This is a genomic window from Nonomuraea angiospora (assembly GCF_014873145.1).
GTDB classification, from domain to species: Bacteria; Actinomycetota; Actinomycetes; order Streptosporangiales; family Streptosporangiaceae; genus Nonomuraea; species Nonomuraea angiospora.
Window position 1 is genome coordinate 1,711,137 of record NZ_JADBEK010000001.1, and the last position, 20,212, is coordinate 1,731,348.

21 protein-coding genes and 1 pseudogene are annotated in these 20,212 nt (G+C 72.0%); 10 read left to right on the plus strand and 12 right to left on the minus strand.

Annotated features, from left to right (window positions below):
* Positions 1-23 precede the first annotated feature (23 nt).
* The gene (locus H4W80_RS07790) at positions 24-824 is read right to left on the minus strand and encodes a helix-turn-helix domain-containing protein (RefSeq protein WP_192784445.1); all 801 of its coding nucleotides are present in this window, start codon (positions 822-824) and stop codon (positions 24-26) included.
* Positions 825-961: 137 nt separating this feature from the next.
* Here H4W80_RS07790 and H4W80_RS07795 point away from each other — a divergent pair, with 137 nt between their 5' ends.
* Positions 962-1,414, plus strand: coding sequence for a hypothetical protein (locus tag H4W80_RS07795; protein ID WP_192784446.1), 453 nt, complete (start codon positions 962-964; stop codon positions 1,412-1,414).
* Positions 1,415-1,576: 162 nt separating this feature from the next.
* On the opposite strand, the gene H4W80_RS07800 is transcribed toward H4W80_RS07795, so the two are convergent.
* Positions 1,577-1,795 (minus strand): hypothetical protein, encoded by a 219-nt coding sequence (locus H4W80_RS07800; protein WP_192784447.1) that lies wholly within the window; start codon positions 1,793-1,795, stop codon positions 1,577-1,579.
* Between the two features lie 103 nt (positions 1,796-1,898).
* Positions 1,899-3,119, minus strand: a complete 1,221-nt coding sequence (locus tag H4W80_RS07805; RefSeq protein WP_192784448.1) for a pyridoxal phosphate-dependent decarboxylase family protein — start codon at positions 3,117-3,119, stop codon at positions 1,899-1,901.
* Positions 3,120-3,236: 117 nt separating this feature from the next.
* On the opposite strand from H4W80_RS07805, the gene H4W80_RS07810 reads away from it, so the two are divergent.
* Together H4W80_RS07810 and H4W80_RS07815 are read left to right on the plus strand one after the other, a co-directional pair.
* Positions 3,237-4,178 (plus strand): GlxA family transcriptional regulator, encoded by a 942-nt coding sequence (locus H4W80_RS07810; protein WP_417629235.1) that lies wholly within the window; start codon positions 3,237-3,239, stop codon positions 4,176-4,178.
* 142 nt (positions 4,179-4,320) lie between these two features.
* Positions 4,321-5,529: an MFS transporter gene (locus H4W80_RS07815; protein WP_192784450.1), complete on the plus strand. Its 1,209-nt coding sequence runs from the start codon at positions 4,321-4,323 to the stop codon at positions 5,527-5,529.
* A gap of 61 nt (positions 5,530-5,590) precedes the next feature.
* Here the strand turns inward: H4W80_RS07815 and H4W80_RS07820 are convergent, their stop codons facing one another.
* Entirely contained in the window at positions 5,591-7,120 is a 1,530-nt protein-coding gene (locus H4W80_RS07820) for an AMP-binding protein (RefSeq protein WP_225963314.1), read from the minus strand.
* A gap of 418 nt (positions 7,121-7,538) precedes the next feature.
* Here H4W80_RS07820 and H4W80_RS07825 point away from each other — a divergent pair, with 418 nt between their 5' ends.
* Positions 7,539-8,546, plus strand: coding sequence for a hypothetical protein (locus H4W80_RS07825; protein ID WP_192784452.1), 1,008 nt, complete (start codon positions 7,539-7,541; stop codon positions 8,544-8,546).
* 91 nt (positions 8,547-8,637) lie between these two features.
* Here the strand turns inward: H4W80_RS07825 and H4W80_RS07830 are convergent, their stop codons facing one another.
* On the minus strand, positions 8,638-9,183 hold the full coding sequence (locus H4W80_RS07830; protein ID WP_192784453.1) for a TetR/AcrR family transcriptional regulator: 546 nt from the start codon (positions 9,181-9,183) through the stop codon (positions 8,638-8,640).
* A gap of 154 nt (positions 9,184-9,337) precedes the next feature.
* Between H4W80_RS07830 and H4W80_RS07835 the strand changes: the two genes are divergently transcribed.
* Positions 9,338-10,111, plus strand: coding sequence for an SDR family NAD(P)-dependent oxidoreductase (locus H4W80_RS07835; RefSeq protein ID WP_192784454.1), 774 nt, complete (start codon positions 9,338-9,340; stop codon positions 10,109-10,111).
* Positions 10,112-10,435: 324 nt separating this feature from the next.
* On the plus strand, positions 10,436-11,359 hold the full coding sequence (locus H4W80_RS07840) for an aldo/keto reductase (protein WP_192784455.1): 924 nt from the start codon (positions 10,436-10,438) through the stop codon (positions 11,357-11,359).
* Positions 11,360-11,387: 28 nt separating this feature from the next.
* Here H4W80_RS07840 and H4W80_RS07845 read toward each other — a convergent pair whose 3' ends face one another.
* The 5 genes from H4W80_RS07845 to H4W80_RS07865 all read right to left on the minus strand — a co-directional run bounded on the left by H4W80_RS07845 (position 11,388) and on the right by H4W80_RS07865 (position 14,846).
* Complete coding sequence (locus H4W80_RS07845; protein ID WP_192784456.1) at positions 11,388-12,227, minus strand: hypothetical protein; 840 nt, start codon at positions 12,225-12,227, stop codon at positions 11,388-11,390.
* A 3-nt stretch (positions 12,228-12,230) separates the two neighbouring features.
* Positions 12,231-12,557: a hypothetical protein gene (locus tag H4W80_RS07850; RefSeq protein WP_192784457.1), complete on the minus strand. Its 327-nt coding sequence runs from the start codon at positions 12,555-12,557 to the stop codon at positions 12,231-12,233.
* 75 nt (positions 12,558-12,632) lie between these two features.
* Positions 12,633-14,027, minus strand: coding sequence for a carboxylesterase family protein (locus H4W80_RS07855; RefSeq protein WP_192784458.1), 1,395 nt, complete (start codon positions 14,025-14,027; stop codon positions 12,633-12,635).
* Between the two features lie 68 nt (positions 14,028-14,095).
* Entirely contained in the window at positions 14,096-14,344 is a 249-nt protein-coding gene (locus H4W80_RS07860) for a hypothetical protein (RefSeq protein WP_192784459.1), read from the minus strand.
* A 76-nt stretch (positions 14,345-14,420) separates the two neighbouring features.
* Positions 14,421-14,846 carry a hypothetical protein gene (locus tag H4W80_RS07865; protein ID WP_192784460.1) on the minus strand — a complete coding sequence of 142 codons (426 nt, stop codon included), beginning with the start codon at positions 14,844-14,846 and terminating at the stop codon, positions 14,421-14,423.
* Positions 14,847-15,136: 290 nt separating this feature from the next.
* Here H4W80_RS07865 and H4W80_RS63445 point away from each other — a divergent pair.
* Together H4W80_RS63445 and H4W80_RS63450 are read left to right on the plus strand one after the other, a co-directional pair.
* A pseudogene (locus H4W80_RS63445) lies at positions 15,137-15,571 on the plus strand (FAD-dependent monooxygenase); the annotation flags it as partial.
* Positions 15,572-15,668: 97 nt separating this feature from the next.
* Entirely contained in the window at positions 15,669-16,268 is a 600-nt protein-coding gene (locus H4W80_RS63450; protein ID WP_318786753.1) for an FAD-dependent monooxygenase, read from the plus strand.
* 90 nt (positions 16,269-16,358) lie between these two features.
* Here H4W80_RS63450 and H4W80_RS07880 read toward each other — a convergent pair whose 3' ends face one another.
* Positions 16,359-17,864 carry a hypothetical protein gene (locus H4W80_RS07880; protein WP_192784461.1) on the minus strand — a complete coding sequence of 502 codons (1,506 nt, stop codon included), beginning with the start codon at positions 17,862-17,864 and terminating at the stop codon, positions 16,359-16,361.
* A 143-nt stretch (positions 17,865-18,007) separates the two neighbouring features.
* Between H4W80_RS07880 and H4W80_RS07885 the strand changes: the two genes are divergently transcribed.
* Complete coding sequence (locus H4W80_RS07885; protein ID WP_192784462.1) at positions 18,008-18,514, plus strand: hypothetical protein; 507 nt, start codon at positions 18,008-18,010, stop codon at positions 18,512-18,514.
* Positions 18,515-18,676: 162 nt separating this feature from the next.
* On the opposite strand, the gene H4W80_RS07890 is transcribed toward H4W80_RS07885, so the two are convergent.
* Positions 18,677-19,231 (minus strand): TetR/AcrR family transcriptional regulator, encoded by a 555-nt coding sequence (locus H4W80_RS07890; RefSeq protein WP_192784463.1) that lies wholly within the window; start codon positions 19,229-19,231, stop codon positions 18,677-18,679.
* Positions 19,232-19,347: 116 nt separating this feature from the next.
* On the opposite strand from H4W80_RS07890, the gene H4W80_RS07895 reads away from it, so the two are divergent.
* A complete protein-coding gene (locus H4W80_RS07895; RefSeq protein ID WP_192784464.1) occupies positions 19,348-19,995 on the plus strand; it encodes a class I SAM-dependent methyltransferase in 648 nt (215 codons plus the stop codon).
* The last annotated feature ends 217 nt before the right edge of the window (positions 19,996-20,212 follow it).

Genomic DNA, 20,212 nt, shown 5'->3' on the forward strand with positions numbered 1-20,212 from the left:
TCGGCCCGGAGCGGAAGGTCACGCTAGCCGGTGAGCTGATCGGTGTATTGAACGAATGCGAACAGCTGCTTCGGCGTCAGCTGCGCCATCGCCCGCGTCTCGCGGTTGAGGTGCGGCTGGTCGGCGTAACCGCAGGCCAGAGCCTCGTCCAGGGTGGCCGATGGCCGTCTCCACGTGTCCACGGTCCGCTGGAACCGGGCGATCCGGGCCACCGTCTTGGGCGACAGGCCCACCGACCGGCGGAATCTGAGCTCGACATAGCGACGGCTGACGCCCAGCTCACCGGCGAGTGACGCGATGGTGGGCGGGCCTGCCGGCTCCTGCAGCCGCCACCAGGCGCGCATGATGAGGTCGTCGGCACCGGTGCCGGGACGCAGCCACGCCGTCAGCCGCTCCTCCAGCAGCCTGAAGCGGTCCGCCCAGCTCTCCGGCGCGAGCAGCCGGCCGGTCAGCTCCTCGGCACGGGTGCCGAGGAGGTCCTCCAGACGCACGCTCGTGCCGGCCACCTCGCGCAGGGGCGCCCCCGTCAGCGCCGGCATCCCGGCGGGCGTGAGCCCGACCGCGACCCCGTGACGCCACGGCGTGTGGGCCGAGAACGTCGCGGTGGCACGGGGACCGGTGACGATCGGGCTCATGCCGGTGAAGTCGATGATCAGGGTGGCCGCGTTGAGCGGCAGCATCCGGCTGGGGTGGGCGGGCTCTCCCGCCCGCGTGCGAAAGCCGGCCCACCCCAGCACGTACGGACGCAGGTGCGGCGGTGGCAGACGGGTGATCAGCTGGTACGGCTCCGCCTGCCGCTGCGTGGGCAACGAATGAATCGCCATCACAACGGCTAGCCTGCCGTATCTCCCTGCGCGGAGGGCGTTCAACACCTACTCAACGCTGACTCAACACGCTCCACGGCACCTTGTTGCTCAGAAACGGACCGACAACGTCGCTGGAAACAGAAAGGCAGGTTCCCATGCGTCTCGCAAGCGTCTCCCTCGCCCTCGCCGCCACCGCCTCCAGCTTGTCCCTGGTGACGGCCGCACCGGCCGTCGCGGCCCCGGCGGCACACAGCGAGGTCTCGGCCCACGCGAGCACAGCGACGATGGCCGCCTGGCACACCCAGCGGCACGAGGCGCTGGGCCCCCAGAAGGGCTACTTCTCGACCGCGACCTGGCAGCGGCCCTCGGGTGTCCGCGTGATGCAGGTCAAGGCCCGCTGCTGGGGCAACGACTCGCAGCTCAAGGTCGACCTCTGGTTCCTGCGCCGCTGGGGTGGCGGTGAGAAGGTCGCCAAGTCCGGCAAGTGGCCCTGCAACGGCAAGTACGGCATCGTCCGCATCAGCAACGCCGGACACTCGACGTACTGGGCGACCTTCTCCCTCAGCAAGAAGCACACCGTCGAGTACTGGGTGCAGTACTACAAGTAGCCGACCCGACCCGACGCGGTGCGCTCCTTGACCTGACCTGCGCCGACGCCGCCTCCGCACGCTCGCGCGCCGCGGCGACGGCGTCGGCCGGGCCGGTGGTGACGACCACGTCGAAGAGCCGGCGGCCGAGGACGACGGCGCCCGGGCGGGCGGTCGCCTCCCCTACCGGACCCAGAGTTCCCAGTAGGTCCCGCCCCCCGAGCACTCGTACGCGTTCCACCCCTCGCGGACCCACATCTGGCCGGCGTCGACGCAGTTGTGCTTGCTGGTGTACACGCCGATATACGTCCAGGCGGCCGCCTGGGCGGAGGCAGGCGTGCTGAGAACGCTCACGATCGCGGCGGCCATGCCGGCCACCAGAAGCCCTGCGCGAAGACGCATCCGTTCCTCCTTGGAACCCGGGAAACGATCCATCAAGATCATGCTGGAAGGACGCGTCAGAACACAAGTGTTCAGCAAATCTGTTCACGATCGGTTCAAGCGGTCAAACAGCCTTGCGGGCCTGGTTGAGGGCGGTGACCGCGGCCTCGACATCCGAGACGGTCGTCCGGTGGCTGGTCAGGCAGAGGCGTAGCGCGGGCCGCCCGGCCAGGCGTACGGTGCTCAGCCAGGCCTGGCCGCCGCTCACGACGTGGTCGGCGACGGCGGCGTGCCAGGCGGCGCTGTGCTCCGGCCCCTGCGACTCCGCCTCGGGGTCGGCGACGCAGACCACCGGGAGCGGGGTGTCGTTGACGCGCGGCCAGCCCTCCTCGGACAGCCGGCGGGCGAGAAGTTCGCCGAGCCGGACGTCGCGTTCGAGCTGCTCGGCGTAGGCCGGTCGGCCGGCGATCGCCAGCGCGAGGAACACCTTCAGGCCCGCGAACCTGCGCGACCACTGCACGCTGGTCGCATACGGATCGGGGAACTGGCCGCTCTGCGCGGGCATGTAGGAGGTACTGGCGTGGAAGCTGCCGGCGAGCGCGTCCGGGTGCCGGGTGAGGAACATGCCCGCGCCCATCGGCGCCGACAGCCACTTGTGCGCGTCCACGGTGACGCTGTCGGCCAGCTCCACCCCGTCCAGCAGCGGGCGCAGGCGGTCGGACAGCGCGACGGCGCCCGCCCAGGCGGCGTCGACGTGGAAGTCCAGGCCCCACTCCCCGGCCTGGCGCGCCAGCTCCGGCAGCGGGTCCAGCGCGCCCCCGGCCGTGGTGCCGGCGGTGCCGATCAGGAGGAAGGGCTCGAACCCGCCGGCCAGATCGGCCCGGTGCAGCTCGCGCAGCGCCGCCAGGTCCATGCGGTGCCGGGAATCGGTGGGTACGAGCCGTACCGCGTCGCGGCCGAGCCCCGTCATGTGGGCGATCTTGAGCCAGGCCAGATGGCTCTCGGCCGAGGCGTACAGCACCGGCCTGCGCGCCAGACCGGCCAGGCCGCCGCCCGCGTAGGCCGGGAACCTGCGGGTCGGCGCGACGATGACGGCGGTCAGGTTCGCCTCCGCGCCGCCCACGGTGAAGCTGCCCTCGGCGGTGGGCAGGCCTAGCCGGCCGGCGACGAAGCGCAGCACGTGCCGCTCCATCTCCACGGCGGCCGGGGCGTGGCTGTAGGCCGCCAGCTGCGGATTGACACCGGCCGCCAGGAGCTCGCCGGCGATGCCCCACCAGGTCGGGGTCGGGTTGAACAGCCCGAAATAGCGTGGATGCGTCGTGTGCACCCCCCACTTCCGCAGCATCCCCATGACCTCGGCCAGCGTGTCCGCCGCCGGTGCGGGGCGGGCGAAGTCGTGGCCGGACAGCCAGTCGCCGAGCTGCTCGGCTCCCGGCCCGGCGGGCGCGACGGGCCCGTCCCCGTGCCGGTGCTTGACCGATGCCCGCTGTTCGAGCTGGCGGTGCCCTGCGAGGTCTTCGGCCGGGACCGGCGCGACCTCACCCCCGACTGGTACGACCTGACCCTCTGCCACAGCACGCCGGGCGAACAGGAGTCGCTGCCGGGGCTGTGGCTGCGCGCCCCCGGCGACCTGACGGTCCTGCGTGACGCGGACCTCGTGGTGGTGCCCGCCTGCGTCGACGCCTCCTACCGGCCGCCGGAGAAACTCCTCGACGCGCTGGTCGAGGCGCACGAGCGCGGCGCCCGGATCGCCGCCCTGTGCACGGGCGCCTTCGTCCTGGCCGCCGCCGGCCTGCTCGACGGCCGGGAGGCCACCACGCACTGGATGCACGCCGAGGAGCTGCGCAGGCTCCACCCCCGGGTCACCGTGAACGAGCGGGCCCTGTATGTCGACGACGGCGACATCCTGACCAGCGCGGGCACCGCGGCCAGCATCGACCTGTGCCTGCACATCGTCCGGCGCGACTTCGGCGCCGCGGTGGCCGCGGAGGTGGGCCGCCGGATGGTGATCGCGCCGCACCGCGAGGGCGACCAGGCCCAGTACGTCGCGCCCGCCCCCGCCGTCACCGGCGACCGGGGCCTGGCGCCGGTGCTGCAGTGGGCGCTGGAGCGGCTGGAGGCGCCGCTCACCGTCCCGCGCCTGGCCGAGTACGCCTCGATGAGCACCAGGACGTTCGTACGCAGATTCCGCCAGGAGGTCGGCCTGCCGCCGATGCGGTGGCTCAACCAGCAACGGCTGATCAGGGCCCGCGAACTCCTGGAGACCACCCACCTGCCCGTGGACGTCGTGGCCGAGCGCTGCGGGTTCGGCACCGGCACCGGGCTGCGTCAGCACTTCACCCGGTATCTGGGGACCACGCCGTCGGCGTACCGGCGCACGTACCAAGGGGCTTTCCGGGAGTAAGCCCGCATCACGGCAAAAGGCGACACTCCCGACTTGTCTGCTTCATCACCTATGTGCGCGCTTCTCCCCATTAACATTCATCTGTACGCCCGGCCGCCTCAGCCTGCCGAACATCCTCAGCCACCACGGAGACCCATCCTCAATGGACCTCGCCACGCGCCGACGCCGGCAGGCGCTGTTCCTGCTCTTCTTCCTCCCCGGAATCGCGCTGTCGTCATGGGTGACCCGCACCCCCGACATCCGCGACCGGCTCGAGGCCTCCACCGGCCAGATGGGCTTGATCCTGTTCGGCCTGTCACTGGGCTCCATGATCGGGATCCTCTGCTCCGGCCGGCTCACCTCCCGGTACGGGACGAGACCCGTCATCGGCACCGGAACCGCGCTGGTCGTCGTGAGCCTGGCCGTCATCAGCGCCGGCGCCCTCCTGCCGTCCGTACCGGTGGTCGTGGTGGGCCTGTGCGGGTTCGGCGCCGGCGTGGGAGCCGGTGACGTCGCCGCGAACGTCGATGCCGCCGACATCGAGCGCGTCACCGGCAAGACGACGCTGCCCACCCTGCACGGCTGCTTCAGCCTGGGCACCGTCGTCGGCGCCGGCGCGGGCATCGCGGCCACCGCCGCCCGGCTTCCGGCGCACTGGCATCTGGCCGCGGTCACCCTGATCTCAGCCGCGATCTTCCTGTACGCCATGCGCGCCATCCCCGCCGGCACCGGCATCGGCGCACCGGGCCAGGCCGGGTCCGGCGGCACGGAATCGAAGGTCTGGAAGGACGGTCGGCTGCTGCTGATCGGCGCGATCGTCCTGGCGATGGCCCTGGCCGAGGGAGCCGCCAACGACTGGCTGCCGCTGCTCATGGTCGACGGGCACGGCCTGGACACCGCCTCCGGGTCCCTCGTCTACGCCGGGTTCGCCGCGGCCATGACCATCGGCCGCTTCGGCGGCTCCTTCTTTCTCGACCGCTTCGGCCGCACCGCCGTCATCCGCGCCAGCGCCGTCTCGGGAGCGCTCGGTCTCGTCCTGGTGATCTTCTCGGACAACGCGGTGCTGGCCGGGGCGGCCGTGCTGTTCTGGGGGCTCGGCGCGGCGCTCGGCTTCCCCGTAGCGCTGTCCGCCGCGGGAGAGACCGGACCGAACGAGACCGCCCGCGTCAGCCTGGTGGCCACCATCGGCTACATCGCCTTCCTCGTCGGCCCGCCCGGCCTCGGCTTCCTCGGCGACCACTGGGGCCTGCGCGCGGCCATGCTCGTGGTGCTCGCCTTCGTGGCCTCCGCCGTCTTCCTGGCTCCCGCCGTCGACACCCGCCGCCGCGCCGCCACCGCCGCCCACGACGACGAGCGCTCCCGGACTCTCTGACGTCCGCCGCGGAGGCCGGCCGTGATCCGGCCGCGCCTCTCGGCACCCCCCGGACCCGGCGTCAGTTGACACCTCTGTCACGCCCGGCCCAGTACGGCTCCCGCAGCTTGAACTTCTGGATCTTGCCGGTCGCCGTGCGCGGAATCATGTCCCGGAACTCCACGCTCGTCGGCGCCTTGTATCCGGCCATCCGTTCCTTGCAGTACGTGATGATCTCCGCCTCGCTCACCGTCGCGCCCTCGGCCCGTACGATCAGTGCCTTGATCGTCTCCCCCCACCTGTCGTCCGGCACTCCGATGACCGCCACTTCGGCCACCGAGGGGTGGCTGAAGATGGTGTCCTCGACCTCGATCGAGGACACGTTCTCGCCGCCTGTGATGATCACGTCCTTCTTGCGGTCGGAGATCGTCAGATGCCCGTCCGCATCGTCGACGTCGCCGCCGTCGCCGGTGTGGAACCAGCCGTCGTCCAGCGCGTTCGCCGTCTCCTCGGGCTTGTCCCAGTAGCCGTCGAACACGACGTTCGACCGCGCCAGCACCTCCCCCGACTCGGCGACCCGCAGTCTGACCCCCAGCGCCGGGAGCCCGGCCCGCGAGAGCCTCCGGGCCCGTTGCTCGCCCGGCAGGTCCGCGTCCTGCGGCCGGGCGCGGTTGACGGTCAGCAGCGGCGAGGTCTCCGTCAGGCCGTAGATCTGGATGAACTCCCAGCCGAGCTCCTCCTCCACCCGCTGGATCAACCGGCTCGGGGGCGGCGCCCCCGCGCACACGATCCGTACGCGGTCACGGCCCGGGATCTCCCCCTCCCAGCCGGCCGCGGCGTCCAGCACCATGCTCCACACCGCGGGCGCGCCGCACATCAGGGTCACGCCGTGCTCGTCCACGCGGCGCAGGATCTCCGCGCCGTCCACCTTGCGCAGCACCACCTGCTTGACGCCGAGCCCGGCCATCACGAACGGCATGCCCCAGCCGTTGCAGTGGAACATCGGCAGCGTGTGCAGGTAGACGTCGCGCTCCCAGGCCCGCGTGTGCAGGCCGAGGGTCAGTCCGTTCACCCAGATGTTGCGGTGGGTGAGCTGGACCCCCTTGGGGCGGGCCGTCGTCCCGGAGGTGTAGTTGATCGTCGCGGTGGCGTCCTCGTCCGGGTTCGACCAGGGGCGCGGCTCCACGTCGAACCGCATCAGCTCCGTCTCGGTCTGCTCGCCCAGGACGAACCGGTGGTCCGTCTCGATTCCCGCGGTCACCTCCCGGACCTCGGGGTCGACCAGCACCACCGAGGCTCCGCTCTGCCGCACCACGTACTCGATCTCCTCGGCCTTCAGGCGGAAGTTGACCGGGACGCAGACGCGGCCGCTCATCGGCACCGCGAACAGCAGCTCCAGGAGGCGGGCGGAGTTGTGGCTGACGACCGCCACCCGGTCGCCTTCGCGCGTGCCGAGCGCGTCCAGCCCCGCCTGCCACGCCCTGACCCGCTCACCCAGCCGCCCGTACGTGGACGCCGTCACGGGCGGTGCGGGCTGGTCCGGCTCGTCGATCACTCCAGGGCTGTCCGCGAACCCCAGCTCGGCCCGGTCCAGGAAGTCCGCAATCGTCATCGGAACCCGCATCGCTCTCCTGACTCTCGTACCGTTCGATTCTGATGTTTACCGACGTACAAGAGATCCGCCAGTCCTTCAGGGCCGGCCGTGATCACGGGGAGACGTTTTCGGCTGCGCCGTGTGGTCGCGAGAAATCGCCCGGAACACCGGGACCACCCGGCACACTACGTGATGCCGAAAGATCGCCCGTGCCGCCATACGGGCATGGGCGGAGCTTGTCCCGACCGTCTCGGAGGATGACATCAAGACATCAGATCATCAGGACATCCAGCACCACCGGCGCCTTCCGCTCTCCCGCGCGCTCGCCCGGACCTGCTTCTCCGCCGTCGTCGCCCTCGCCTTCGTCGCCGCGGCCGCACTCTCCACGAGCGTCGTCACCGGCCCCGAATTACGTACGCGCGGCTCGGAGGAGGTCGTGAACGCCATCGACGCCCGGCCCAACGACGGCTCCGGCTACTGGCCGGACTTCTCCAACACCGGCTACGCCAACACCCCGGCCAACGCCGGAGGGCTGGGCCTGGGCGCGTATCCGGGCAAGCTCACCGACTACGCGCCGGACATGAGCGCCGACAAACCGCTGAGGCTCGAGTTCCCGGACAACAGCGTCATCTCCTTCACGCGCTTCCTCGCCGTGAAGGTGATGATCTACGGCGACAACCTCACGTTCGTCGGCTGCCTGTTCGAGGGCACCAACCCCAACGACAACCTCGTCCAGATCTACTCGGACAACAACATCAAGTTCCTCTACTCGACGTTCAAGCCGAGCTCCTACGCGATGCCGCCCGGCAACGACGGCACCGTCTCCTCGTCCCACACCAAGCCGGGCACGCCCTTCGAGAAGTCCTGGCAGCTCGCCACGACGATGAAGGAAGCCGTGGCCGTCATGGACCACAACGACATCTGGGGCAACGCCGGCATGATCATGGTGACGGGTTTCCCGGACCGCCCGTCGACGTGGACGAACAACTACATCCATGACATGGCCGACACCTCGCACGACGAATACCACCACGACGGCATAGGCCCGCAGAGCGAAGGCGACGGCGGCCCCATGATCGTCCACCACAACACCCTGGCCTCCCTGGGCAACACCAACGCCCTGGCCCTGCAGGGCGACGGCGTCTACGACCACATCTCGTTCACGAACAACTACGTCTCCGGCTGGGGTTACGCGATCAGCATCGGCGTCGTCGACAACGCCACGAACATCACCGTCACCGACAACGTCTTCTCGGCCGAGCTCGAGCAGCTCTACGGCTTCCTGTACGGCAACATCTGGGGCGGCTCGGCGCGCGGCTCCACCTGGCGTCGCAACCTCGTCCAGGCCCGTACGGGAGACGGCAACCGGACCTACACGACGGCCGACCACGGCAGATACCTGTGGCCGAGCGGCGAGACCCGCGCCACCGACTACACGGGCTGAGCCCCTTCCCGCCTGACGCCCGCCTCGCCGCTCCCCGCGAGCCGCTCCGGACCGGGAGCGGCGAGGCCGCCACCCCGAGGGCCGGCGGGCGTCAGCGGGTGAAGAGGGCTCGGTGCAGCATTTCCCGTGCGCGTTTGTGACGGCTGTCGCGCTGGGCGACGTCGCTGGTGGCGACGGCGCTCTCCCCCATGGAGATGGCGAGCATCAGGTCGTCCACGTCGACGACGGGGTGGACGACGCCGGCCGCGCGGCCGGCGTCGAGGAGAGGCTCGAAGCAGGCCGCGATGCGGCGGGCATGCTCGATGAACCACTGCAGGTCTGCGCTGGACAGGACCTGGGCGAGGCCGCGGTTTTCCAGCTGCATGTCCAGGACGAAGTCGAACAACCTGACCGCGCCGTCGGGCTGTCCGCGCAGCCCGGCGGCATGGTGCTCGATCTGGGCGACGTTGTCGGCGAAGACCGTGGCCGCGAGCTCCTCGCGGGTGGCGAAGTTGCGGTAGATCGTGGTGCGGCTCACCCCGGCGTCCCGGGCGATCTCCTCCAGCGCGACGTCGTGGCCGTGTTCGGCGAACATCCGCCGCGCCGCAGTGAGCAGCCGGTCCCGGTTGCGGACCGCGTCCTTCCTTGTCACTGGCACCCGCTTTCCTGCACGGTCCAACCCTAACTTGCCGCGAACCGTACATGATTGTACGTTTAGCGGCAGACAGAAACGTACACATATGTACGTTTTGACCGAGCGGGTGGCCGGATGGGATCGCGCCACCGGCCTTCATCGCCGATCGGAGCGGACAATGCGTGGTTTGAAGGACAAGTCGATCATCGTGGCCGGCGGGGCGACCGGCATCGGCGCGGCGACCGCGATCAGGCTCGCGGAGGAGGGCGCCAACGTCGTCGTCGGCGACATCAACCTCCCCGGCGCGCAGGCCACCACCGCCAAGATCACCGAGGCCGGCGGTTCGGCCGTCGCGGTGCGCTTCGACCTCGCCGACGAGGACTCCGTCAACGCGATGGTCGCCAGGACCGTCGAGGAGTTCGGCGCCGTGCACGGCCTGTTCAACGTCGGCGCGGACCTGTCGCCGGGCACCCTCGGGCGTGACAAGTCACTGCTCGACACCGACCTGGACGTGTGGGAACGCACTCTGGACGTCAACGTCCTGGGTTATGTCCGGACCGCGCGCGCCGTCCTGCCGCACCTGCTGGGCAACGGCGGCGGCGGCATCGTCAACTGCTCCTCCGGCGCCGCGGTCAGTGCCGGCGACCGCAAGCGCCCCGCCTACGGGGCGTCGAAGTCGGCGGTCAACGCGCTCACCCGGCACATCGCCGGGCGCTTCGGCCCCGAGGGCGTGCGCTGCAACGGAGTGATGCCCGGCCTGGTCATGGGCGAGACGCAGGCGGCGCAGAACGACGTCCAGCTCCAGAAGATGTTCCTGGACCACGTCCCCACCACCCGTCTGGGCCGCCCGGGCGACCTGGCCGCGGTCGTGGCCTTCCTGCTGTCCGACGACGCCGAATGGATCAACGGCCAGGTGTGGGCCATCGACGGCGGTGCGAACATGCGCGCCTGAGCTTCGTCCTCGTCTTGATCGCCTCCGGAAGGGCGACGCTGCCCCGCTGAGCCTGGCCGGTGGGTCCATGACCCTCCCGCCGCCCGCTCGCGTCAGGTCGCCGAGGGCCGGGGCCCGCCGGACGAGCGCCGGCCCGGACCGCGTCCCCGCCGTGATCGCCCTGGAGCCTCCGAGCCGGCCAGAGTAGAACTCGACCTGGACCTGGTGGAGCGCCCGGCCGTGCCGGCGGCCGAGGTGCCGACCCGTGACAGGATGGTGGACCGCCTACCGGTGACCTAGGGCGGCGCTGCGGCGGGCCGTTCGAGCGAAAGGTGACTTCGGATCATGCGTTACAGGACCTTGGGCGACTCGGGCCTGCGGGTGTCGGTGGTCGGCCTGGGCTGCAACAACATCGGCTCGCGGATCGACGTCGCCCGTACCAGGGAGGTGGTGGACGCGGCGATCGAGGAGGGCGTGACGCTCTTCGACACCGCCGAGGCGTACGGCGCCTCCGAGGAGATCCTCGGCGAGGTGCTGGCCGGCCGGCGGGACCAGGTGGTGCTGGCCACCAAGTTCGGCAGACCTGGCGACCAGGGTGCGGCGTGCGGAACGCTGGGCGGCCGGTCGTACATCCGGCGGGCGGTGGAGGGGTCGCTGCGCCGCCTGCGTACCGACTACATCGACCTCTACCAGTACCACTTCCCCGACGGCGTCACCCCGATCGAGGAGACGCTGGAGGCCCTGACCGAGCTGGTGCGCGAGGGCAAGGTGCGCTATCTCGGCAGCTCCAACTTCGCCGGCTGGCAGATCGCCGAGGCCGCGCACGTGGCCCGCGCGAGAGGGTGCGCACCGTTCGTGTCGGCGCAGAACCACTGGTCGTTGCTGGAGCGCGGCGCCGAGCGCGAGGTGGTGCCGGCGGCCCGGCACTACGGGGTCGGCGTGCTGCCGTACTTCCCGCTGGCCAACGGGCTGTTGACAGGGAAGGTGCGGCGCGGGCAGGAGCCGCCGGCCGGGAGCCGGCTCGCGGAGCGGCCCCACCTCGTCACGCCGGAGAAGCTGGACCGGGTGGAGGCACTCACGTCCTGGGCCGACAAGCACGACCGGTCTCTCCTGGACGTGGCCATCGGCGCGCTGGCCGCGCTGCCCGGCTGCGGCTCGGTGATCGCCGGCGCGACCTCCCCGGAGCAGGTCCGGGCCAACGCGGCCGCCGGCGGCTGGGAGCCGACCGCCGAGGAACTGTCCGAGATCACTGGGTTGGTGCCCGCTTGACGGCTGGGGCAGCCGGAGCCCTCGTACGTCAAGGCGTCCCCGCCAAGCTCGCGACCTCCTGGCCCGACCCGCCGTCCACGGCCACCCGCCCCGCCGCGACGAGCCCGTCCAACACCCGCGAAAACTCGAACAACTGCAGCCCCGACATCGCCTGAAGCTTGCGCAGCTCGGACTTGCCGTTGGTGCGCAGCACGTCCAGCAGCACCTGCTCGGCGGGCGGCGCCTGCTCGAAGGCGGGCCTCAACGACTCCACCAGCTCCCGCAGGACCTTCTCACCGATCAGGGCCTGCAACGACAGACCCAGCACGTACGACTTGACCTGCTCGGGAAGGGTGGCCTCGCGCCCCGAGCGCAGGGACCCGATCCGATCCTCGACCGCCTTGACCTCGGCGGGCGTGAAGTTCTGCAGCGCCGCCACCGCGTAATGGAACAGCGCGTCCGCGCCCCGCTCGAACGGGAACCCGCCCATGATCTCGCCGACCCCCTTGGACCTGATCCTGGCCCGCCCCCGATCCACCGCCCGGTCGGCGGCCGACAAGATCACCGTGAGCACCGCGCTCGGCCCGACCCCGATCACCTGGTTGCCCGCCGTGACGTTGAACAGCGAGCTGCGGAACAGCGCCCCCGACCCGAACCCCGCCACCAGCACCTGCGTGAACGTGACGCTCTCCCCCGTGGCGCCGAAGGTCCACCCGAACTGCGTGACCGTCCACAACGCCGCCGCCGCGCCGCCCGCGTTGACGGCGACGTAGAAGGCCGCCGGCACCGACCACAGCGCGCCGGCGGGGTTGTCGCGATAGCGCGACACCAACTCGGCCAGCGCGACGAGCGCGCCGATGAGAACGACCGCGAGAAAGGGCACCCACATGGCTCACACCTCGCGATACAGGTGGACGACCTCGTCGCCGGGAGGTCCCTTGACCGTCACCAACCCTTCTTCTGTCAGCTCGGCCAGCACCGCCGTGAACTGCAGGAACGACAGCTCCACCCGGTCCTGCAGCTCCGCGATGCGCATCTGGCCGCCGGCGTCGACCAGTGCCCGGACGGTATCCTGGGTCCGGGGCGAGTCCAGGGCGCGGCGGAACGCGGAGCCTCCGCCGTCCTCACCCGTGGCCCTCGAGAGGTCGTGCACCGAGCTGTCGCCCCGGCGTGGAGGCGGAGGGACGTTCGACGGTCCCGGAAGGCGCTCAGACGACATGGGAAATCCTTCTCTCAGCCTGCGCTCACCTTCCGGCAGCCGGTAACCGGTGTCAATGTCGGCCGGCGTATCGGCTCAGCCGCGTCCCTCCGGATGCGCTGGGCGTGGCGGCTCCACCGCCCGTGCCAAGGGGTCGTACACGCCCGTGGTGTCGGCCGCGAGGGCCGCTCCGGGCCGGCCGTATTCGCGCGCCGGATCGCCGAGCGCGCCGGTCGCCCGCGCCCAGGCGGGGTCCTGGCCGCGTACGAACCCGACCAGATCGGCGTGCATCAGCGTGGCCAGGCCGGCGGGCGGGTTCGGCCCGAGTGCCTCGGCGACGCCGGGCGCGTCGAGCACGTCGAAGAAGAACGGGAGGTCGGCGCAGTGCGCGGCCCCGCCGAGCACGGGAGACGGCCATTCGAAGGAGTACAGCCAGGTCCCGGCGGCGGCCCGGCGGCGGGCGGCCGCCGTGCGGGCGCAGGCGGAGCGGAACAGGGCGTCCGTCACGCGGGTGCCCGCCGCGCGGGCGGCGGCCCTCGCCTCCTGCTCGGCTCCGCCGTCGAACTCGTCGCCCGTCGCGCCGAGCAGCAGGGGCACGTCGTGCCCGTGGACGGCGAGGCCGTCGGCGACGGGCACCGGCAGGAGGTCGTCGCCGACGCGGGGCCCGAGCACGAGCCTGCCGCCGCTCTCGTCCCGCAGGTCGATGACCGCCTGCTGGATCTGCTCCACGGTGCGGCCGGCGAATCCGGCGCGCGTCGGCGGCACGCCGAGCCTGCGCCCGAGCCGTTCGAGCAGGTCGCGGGCGGCGTCCGCGTCCCCGCCGAAGAGGCCGCCGGACAGGCTGACCGCGCGGTGGAAGCGGCCGCCGCCCGCGGGTGAGGAGAGCAGCGCGAGCACCGCCGCGCCCCCGGCCGACTGGCCGGCGACCGTGACCCGGTCCGGATCGCCGCCGAAAGCGGCGATGTTCTCCCGCACCCAGTCCAGGGCGAGCAGCAGGTCGCGCAGCCCGAGGTTCGGCCGGACGCCGTCCAGCGGCGCGAACCCGTCGACGCCCAGCCGGTAGCCGACGGTGACGCAGACGACGCCGTCGCGGGCGAAGGCGCGGCCGTCGTACCACGGGCTGGCCGGGCTCCCGGCCAGGAAACCGCCGCCGTGGATCCACACCAGGACGGGGAGGGGTCCCCGGTCGTCGTCGGCGGCGGGGGCGACGACGCCGAGGTTCAGCACGTCGTCGCCCGGTATCGACGGCTCCGGGATGGTCGTCGTGGCGAACAGCGGCACGCGCTGCGAGGTGGCGCCGTGCCGGGAGGCGTCGAACGGCTCCGGGAGCCGGCCACGGGGGACCGGCGGGGCGAACCGCCGCATCCCGGTGGGGGCTTCGGCGTAGGGGATGCCGAGGAAGCGCCTCACCTGGCCGGCGCGACGGCCGATGATCGTGCCTGCGGGAGCGTGAACGGTGACCGGCTCGCCGGGCGCGTCGAAGGAGTCCATCCGCTCATCCAACACGGCTCACCGCAAGGGCGAGGGGCCGGATGGCGCCTATGGCGAGGGCGAGATGATCAGCCCAGCGACGCCTTGTCCGGCGCGAGGACGCGCGGCGCGACGGCGAGCCGGCCCCTGGAGGGCAGGGGGACGCCGAGGTCGGCCCGCGGGTCGCCTCCAGGCTGGACCACGTGCGCGGCCACCCGGCGGATCTGACGCACCTGGTCCCATCGGCCACGGTGCAGCATCAGGTGAGAAAGGGACGAGGCGAGGCCGATGGTGAGGTCGTCGTCGCCGGTCTCGGCCGCCTGCCGGACCACTGCCACCAGATTGGGCGCCTCGGCGTCGGCCCACTCCCGGGCGGCCTGGGGCCGGCCAGCCGCGATCCGGCGTGGACGGGTGTCACGGGATCGATGGCGGCCGGCCACTCGGGATGCGGGTTGAGCAGCCGGACGGCCCGGCGGGCGGTGGCCAGGAAGTGATGCAGGACCCGCCGTACGGCCTGCGGGGCGTCGGGGCCACGGGTCGCCGCGCGTTCGCAGGCGAACAGCCGTGCCAGGTGGTGCATCCGGTACCTGCCGGGCTCATCGGTCTGCAGGAGCCGGACGTCGGCGAGGAGTTCGAGCAGCTGCCCAGATGGCCGATCTCGTGCAGGATGATGTGCTCGCGGTGCACCGAGCCGGCGGATTCCTCGTAGAAGATGTAGTCGGCGGTCTTGGCGGACACCCACAGGCCGGAGGGGTTCGACGGCCGGGAGGACAGCGGGAGCAGGCGGATCGGCCGGTCGCGTTCCCTGGCCAGGTCCTCGCACAGTGCGGCGACGTTCAACGGCGGCGAGATCCGCAGTCGCCGGATCTGTTGCTCACAACGTTCTCGCACGCGGGCCAGATCCATGGACTCCGTCTTGACCGGTTCAACCGCACGACGCCATCCGGGCTTGTCAAAGATTCTCCGCCGAACGGCGCGCGGCCGCGCACCGGCACGTCCCCGGGGCCGGCTCGTTCTCCAGGCCGGGCGCAGGGCTGTGCCGCTTTCGTTGCGGTAAGGGACATCCCGCGTTCTAACGTCCCGCCATGGAGGTCGATGTGGTCATTGTCGGGGCCGGTCCCACCGGCCTCATGCTCGCCGCCGAGCTCGGTCTCGCGGGGGTGTCCGCGATCGTGGTGGAGGAGCTGCCCGCGCGCAGCGGCCAGTCCAAGGCACTCGGCCTGCAGCCGCGCACGGCCGAGGTGTTCGAGTCGCGTGGTTTGCTGGGCCCGCTCACCGACCGGGCGATCCAGCGCGTGCCCGGCGGACATTTCGCGGGGCTCCGGCTCGACTTCACCGCCTGGGACACGGCTCACCCGTACATGCTCGGCATCCCGCAGGCGCGCGTCGAAGAGCTCCTCGAAGCCAGGGCGGCGGAGCTGGGGGTCAAGGTGCTGCGCGGTCGAGGGCTGAGCGCGCTCGCGCAGGACGATCAGGGCGTCACCGCCGTCGCCGGAGCGGCCAGGCTGCGCGGCCGGTATCTCGTGGGCTGCGACGGCGGGCGCAGCACGGTGCGCGAGCTGCTGGGGGTCGGCTTTCCCGGGCTGGACGGCCGGTTGCGGATGGCGGTCGCCGACCTCACCCTCACCGGGCCGGCAGGTCACGCGCTACCGGCACGGCCGGGTGCTGCCGGCCGGGGACGCCGCGCACATCCACTCCCCGATGGGCGGCCAGGGGCTCAACCTCGGCCTTCAGGACGCCCACAACCTGGGCTGGAAGCTGGCCGCGCGGATCGAGGGCCGCGCCTCGGACGAGCTGCTCGACACCTACCACGCCGAACGGCATCCCGTGGCCGCGCGCGTGCTGGCCAACACCCGCGCCCAGGCCGTCCTGCTGGTGCCCGACGAGGAGAACCTGGCCCTGCGCGACATCGTCGAGGAGCCGCTGACGGTGCCGGACGCCAACAAGGTGGTCGCGGGGATGATCTCCGGGCTGGACATACGCTATGCCCTCCCCGGGCCGCCGCACCCCCTGCTCGGGCGGTACCTGCCGGGCCTCGATCTACGCGCCGGCCGGGGCTTGCTGCTCTCCGGCTCCGAGCGCCTGCGTGCGGCCGCCGCCCCGTGGTCGGCGTGGGTGGGCTACGAGGTGACGGGGCGCGAGCTGGGCGCCGAGGCCGTGCTGGTACGCCCGGACGGCTACGTCGGCTGGACCGGATCGGACGCCGCGCCCTTGGCCGACACCCTGTCCCGATGGGCCGGGCCGCCGGCGGGGAACCGCTGAAGGCATGGGCCGGGCCGTCGGTGGGGAACCGCTGAAGGCATGGGCCGGACCGCCGGCGGGGAACCGCTGGCGGCGTCGCGAGGCCGGGCCTCAGCCCGCCGCCAGGGTCTGGGCGGGTCCGCCGATGTGCTGCCAGGTGCCGGAGCCGGCGGACCAGCGCAGGATCCGCGAGCGGTCCTCGGTCAGGACGTACACCGACTCCCGGCCGACCACCACTTCCGCGCCCGCCGGGCCGATGTCCTGCCAGGTCTGGCTCACTACGGCGGTCGGCGAGTCCGCGAGGACGCGCAGCCGTGTGCGCGAGGGATCGGTGGAGAAGAGCCCGGCGGGGCCTCCGTACAGCTCTGCCGCCGGACCTGCCGCGTAGGTCCAGGGCGGCGAGGGTGGCGACGGATCCTTGGAGAGCCAGCGGTGGACCCTGGTGCGTTCTGGGCTGAGGCCGTACAGGTGACGGTCGGTGAGCGCGAACGAGGCTCCCGCCCACCCGATCCACTGCCAGTCGAAGGGGCCCGAGTAGCGGAAGATCCGGCCGTCCTTCGGATCGGTCGCGAACAGGCCCGGCTCGCCGCCGTACAGCCGCGCCGCCGGGCCGCCGACGCTGGTCCACGACGTGCCGTCCCCGTTCCACACGTCGACGGACTGACGGTCGGCGGTCAGCCGGAAGACGTGCGCGCCGCTGACCGCGAAGTCGCCGCCCGGCTCGCTGATCAGCGACCAGCGGCCTGGGCGGCCTTCGTACCGGTAGAGACGATCGTCGATCCCGGTCGCGAACAGGCCGGCCGGCCCGGAGTAGAGGCGCTTGGCGCCGTCCCCGATCCTGGTCCACCCGGCCGCGTCCGCGCCGTCCCAGCGGAAGACGCCGACGCCGCGCGGCCCCACGGCGAACACGGTGTCCCCGCCCGGATGACCCCATCCGAGCAGCAGCGCGAGCAGCGTGAGGAGCGCGATCGCTGTGCCGCCACCAGCGAGCAGGAGGGGACGCGGACGGCGTCTTCCCGCAGGCGCCGCGCCAGGGTCCGCGGACGATCTATCCGCAGACGCCGTACCGGGGTCGGCGGCCGGCCTTCCCGCAGGCGCTGTACCGGGGTCGGCGGCCGGCCTTCCCGCAGACGCCGTACCGGGGTCGGCGGCCGGCCTTCCCGCAGGCGCTGTACCGGGGTCGGCGGCCGGCCTTCCCGCAGGCGGCGCGCCGGGGTTCGCGGACGATCGTTGCGGCGCGATCGCCGGTTCGGCGGCCTCCGCCGGCGGCGGCGGGGCCGCCGGGGCGAGCTCATGGCGGGCCGCCTCAAGGGCCGCCGCGTGCAGCCGGGCGGCGGTCTCCAGGTGAACGTGGCGGGTGCGGTCGTCCGGCGCGTGGTCCTGGACCAGCAGCTTCAGCAGCCCCAATGGGATGATCTTCTGGCCTGAACGGTACTCGCCCCAGAGCGTCTTGCCCACGTGATACCGCGCGGCGAGCTCGCGGACGGTCATCCCGACGGTGAGCGTCAGCAGGAACTCCGCCAGCGCGTTCGCCTGCTCCGTGCCACCCCGGGGACCGCCCTGGGGCCTGCCCGCCTTGCGGTTCATCGCGGCCGCCTCCTCCCCCCCGATGATCAAGTCAACAGAACCGATTGTCCGCGGACAACTCATTGTCCGGATTTGGTGTCGGCCGCTTCCGGACAAACGCCGGGCCCGCCAGCCTCGAAGACGCCGGGTGATCACATCCGACGCTGTCCTGCCGACCCCGAGTGAGGAAATCCATGACCGGTAACGTCATCACGCGACTCGCCTCAGCGACCCTGCTCGCCACCGCGCTCGCCGGGTTGCCGGCGCCCGCCGGCGCCGCGAGCGGGTACACCCCCGAGCAGGTGTGCGGCAGCGGCTTCCACAGGGTGGCGCTGGGCACCCGGCCGGTGGCCGACCAGACGAACACCGTCCGGGGGGAGGTCCACCTGCTCTACAGCCCGTACACCGGGGAGCACTGCGTCGTCACCATCAAGTCGGACTTCGTGGGCACGCCCACCAGCACCACGGCGACCCTCCTCGTGAGGAACTCCTTCTTCGCCCCGCCCCTCACATACGAGGACCCGGCAGAGCCCAAGTACTTCAAGTACTACGCGGGGCCGGTGAAGGCGAACGTCCACGGCAAGTGCGTCAGTTTCAAGGGGACGATCAGCTCTCCCGACTCCGCCATCCGGGCCTCCGGCGGCTGGGGATCGTTCGGCGACTGCGGCAGGCAGCCCAGACGCCAGCGAGCCTTCCGTTGACAAGGACCCGGCCCTCGATGCCCGAACGCCGCCCGCCCTCGGGCGGGCGGCGTACCCGAACACGTCTGGGAGCGGAGGGAGGCCGTGCGCCGCTGATCCGGGCGCCGAATCCCATGCCCATGCCCAGCGTGGCGAGGCTCACCCCGCGTCGCGCGTACCCGGCTACCCCTGACCCAGCGTCGCCCGCACGCCCGGCTCGATCGCCGCGCGGAAGGCGGCGTCCAGTTCGGCGGGCGTGGCGGTGCCCTCGCCGTCCACCCACGCCCGCAGCAGCCCCATGAACGCGCCGACCACGCACACCACCAGCAGGTCGAGCGAGGCCGACGCCCGCGCGCCCGCGGCCACGAGCTCGTTCCTGACCACGGCCGAGAGCAGTTGCTCGCCGCGCGCGTACACCTGGCCGCCGCCGCGCCGCCCCAGCAGCGCGCGCACCAGCCGCCGCTGCTCGCGCACGTGCTCGAACATCGGCAGGCTGAATGCGAAAAGCTCGCCCGATCGGGTAGCCGGTACGGGATGGAGGAACGCGAGCTCGTCGAGGTTGCTGAACAGCACGTCCTGCTTGTCCGTGAAATGCGAGTAGAACGTGGACCGGCCCACGTCCGCGCGGTCGATGATGTCGGTGACGGTCACCGCGTCATACCCCTTCTCCAGGATCAGCGCCACGAGCGCCTCCTGGACGATCCGCCGGGTGCGCCGCACCCGCCTGTCTCCGGACACTTCCTCACCCTCTGGTCGGTAGCGCACAGCACGGCCGATCTGCTCGTTGCTCCCCGCGCCATTATGAACGCATCATTCATAACTGAACACCTTGTTCATCATCGGGAGGTAACACCATGGCTCTGGGAAAGCTCCTGCACACCCATGAAGAGCACGCCGACGCCGGCGGCACCATCGACCACCCGCGCGCCTACGACACCTTCGTCTCGATCGGATTCCTGGGCGGCCGCCGCGCCGCCTACACCCGCGTGGCGACGGCGGCCAGGCCACGAGCCGGCGATCGCGTCCTGGACGTCGGCTGCGGCACCGGCTATCTCAGCCGGATCGTCGCCCCGGTCGTCACACCCAGCGGCCACGTCACGGGGGTGGACCCGTCCCCCGCGATGATCGACTACGCGACCCGGCACGCTCCGGCCAACTGCACCTACGTGGAAGGCGAGGGCCAGGACCTGCCGTTCCCCGACGGCTCGTTCGATCTGGTGATCTCCAGCCTCGCCGTCCACCACATCCCCGCCGAGGCCCGGCCCGGGGCGCTGCGCCAGATGTTCCGCGTGCTGCGACCCGGCGGCCGCCTGCTCATCGCCGAGTTCCGCCCGCCGGCCAACCCCCTGGCCAGGCGGGTCATCGGCGCTCTCACCGGCCCCGCCATGCGGCACGACCCCCGCGACCTTCTCGGCACCATGATCCCCGACGCCGGTTTCCAGGTGGAGTCCGAGGGCGACCTGCCGTACCTGCTCTACTACGTCCGCGCCACGCGGCCATAGGCGCAGCGGGCGGAGGAACGCGCCCCGCGGCGTGCCGACGCCGGTGAGGACGACGGGCGGGGGCAGGTCCCGCACCAAGGAGCGGGGCCCGGCGCCGGCGACGCGGATCTCCACCCGCGTCGCCGCCCGCCCTCGCCGAGGCCGGCGCCGCAGCGGGGCGCGCGGGCACGCCTCCCGGCCGTACGGCGCCTGGGCACGGCGATCCGGCCGCTCAGCC

Coding starts and splice junctions, on each gene's coding strand:
- H4W80_RS07795 (WP_192784446.1), top strand. CDS start 962: ATGCGTCTCGCAAGCGTCTCCCTCGCCCTCGCCGCCACCGCCTCCAGC.
- H4W80_RS07895 (WP_192784464.1), top strand. CDS start 19,348: ATGGCTCTGGGAAAGCTCCTGCACACCCATGAAGAGCACGCCGACGCC.
- H4W80_RS07885 (WP_192784462.1), top strand. CDS start 18,008: ATGACCGGTAACGTCATCACGCGACTCGCCTCAGCGACCCTGCTCGCC.
- H4W80_RS07815 (WP_192784450.1), top strand. CDS start 4,321: ATGGACCTCGCCACGCGCCGACGCCGGCAGGCGCTGTTCCTGCTCTTC.
- H4W80_RS07840 (WP_192784455.1), top strand. CDS start 10,436: ATGCGTTACAGGACCTTGGGCGACTCGGGCCTGCGGGTGTCGGTGGTC.
- H4W80_RS07800 (WP_192784447.1), bottom strand. CDS start 1,795: ATGCGTCTTCGCGCAGGGCTTCTGGTGGCCGGCATGGCCGCCGCGATC.
- H4W80_RS07790 (WP_192784445.1), bottom strand. CDS start 824: ATGGCGATTCATTCGTTGCCCACGCAGCGGCAGGCGGAGCCGTACCAG.
- H4W80_RS07850 (WP_192784457.1), bottom strand. CDS start 12,557: ATGTCGTCTGAGCGCCTTCCGGGACCGTCGAACGTCCCTCCGCCTCCA.
- H4W80_RS07835 (WP_192784454.1), top strand. CDS start 9,338: ATGCGTGGTTTGAAGGACAAGTCGATCATCGTGGCCGGCGGGGCGACC.
- H4W80_RS07855 (WP_192784458.1), bottom strand. CDS start 14,027: ATGGACTCCTTCGACGCGCCCGGCGAGCCGGTCACCGTTCACGCTCCC.
- H4W80_RS07845 (WP_192784456.1), bottom strand. CDS start 12,227: ATGTGGGTGCCCTTTCTCGCGGTCGTTCTCATCGGCGCGCTCGTCGCG.
- H4W80_RS07805 (WP_192784448.1), bottom strand. CDS start 3,119: ATGCTGCGGAAGTGGGGGGTGCACACGACGCATCCACGCTATTTCGGG.
- H4W80_RS07820 (WP_225963314.1), bottom strand. CDS start 7,120: ATGACGATTGCGGACTTCCTGGACCGGGCCGAGCTGGGGTTCGCGGAC.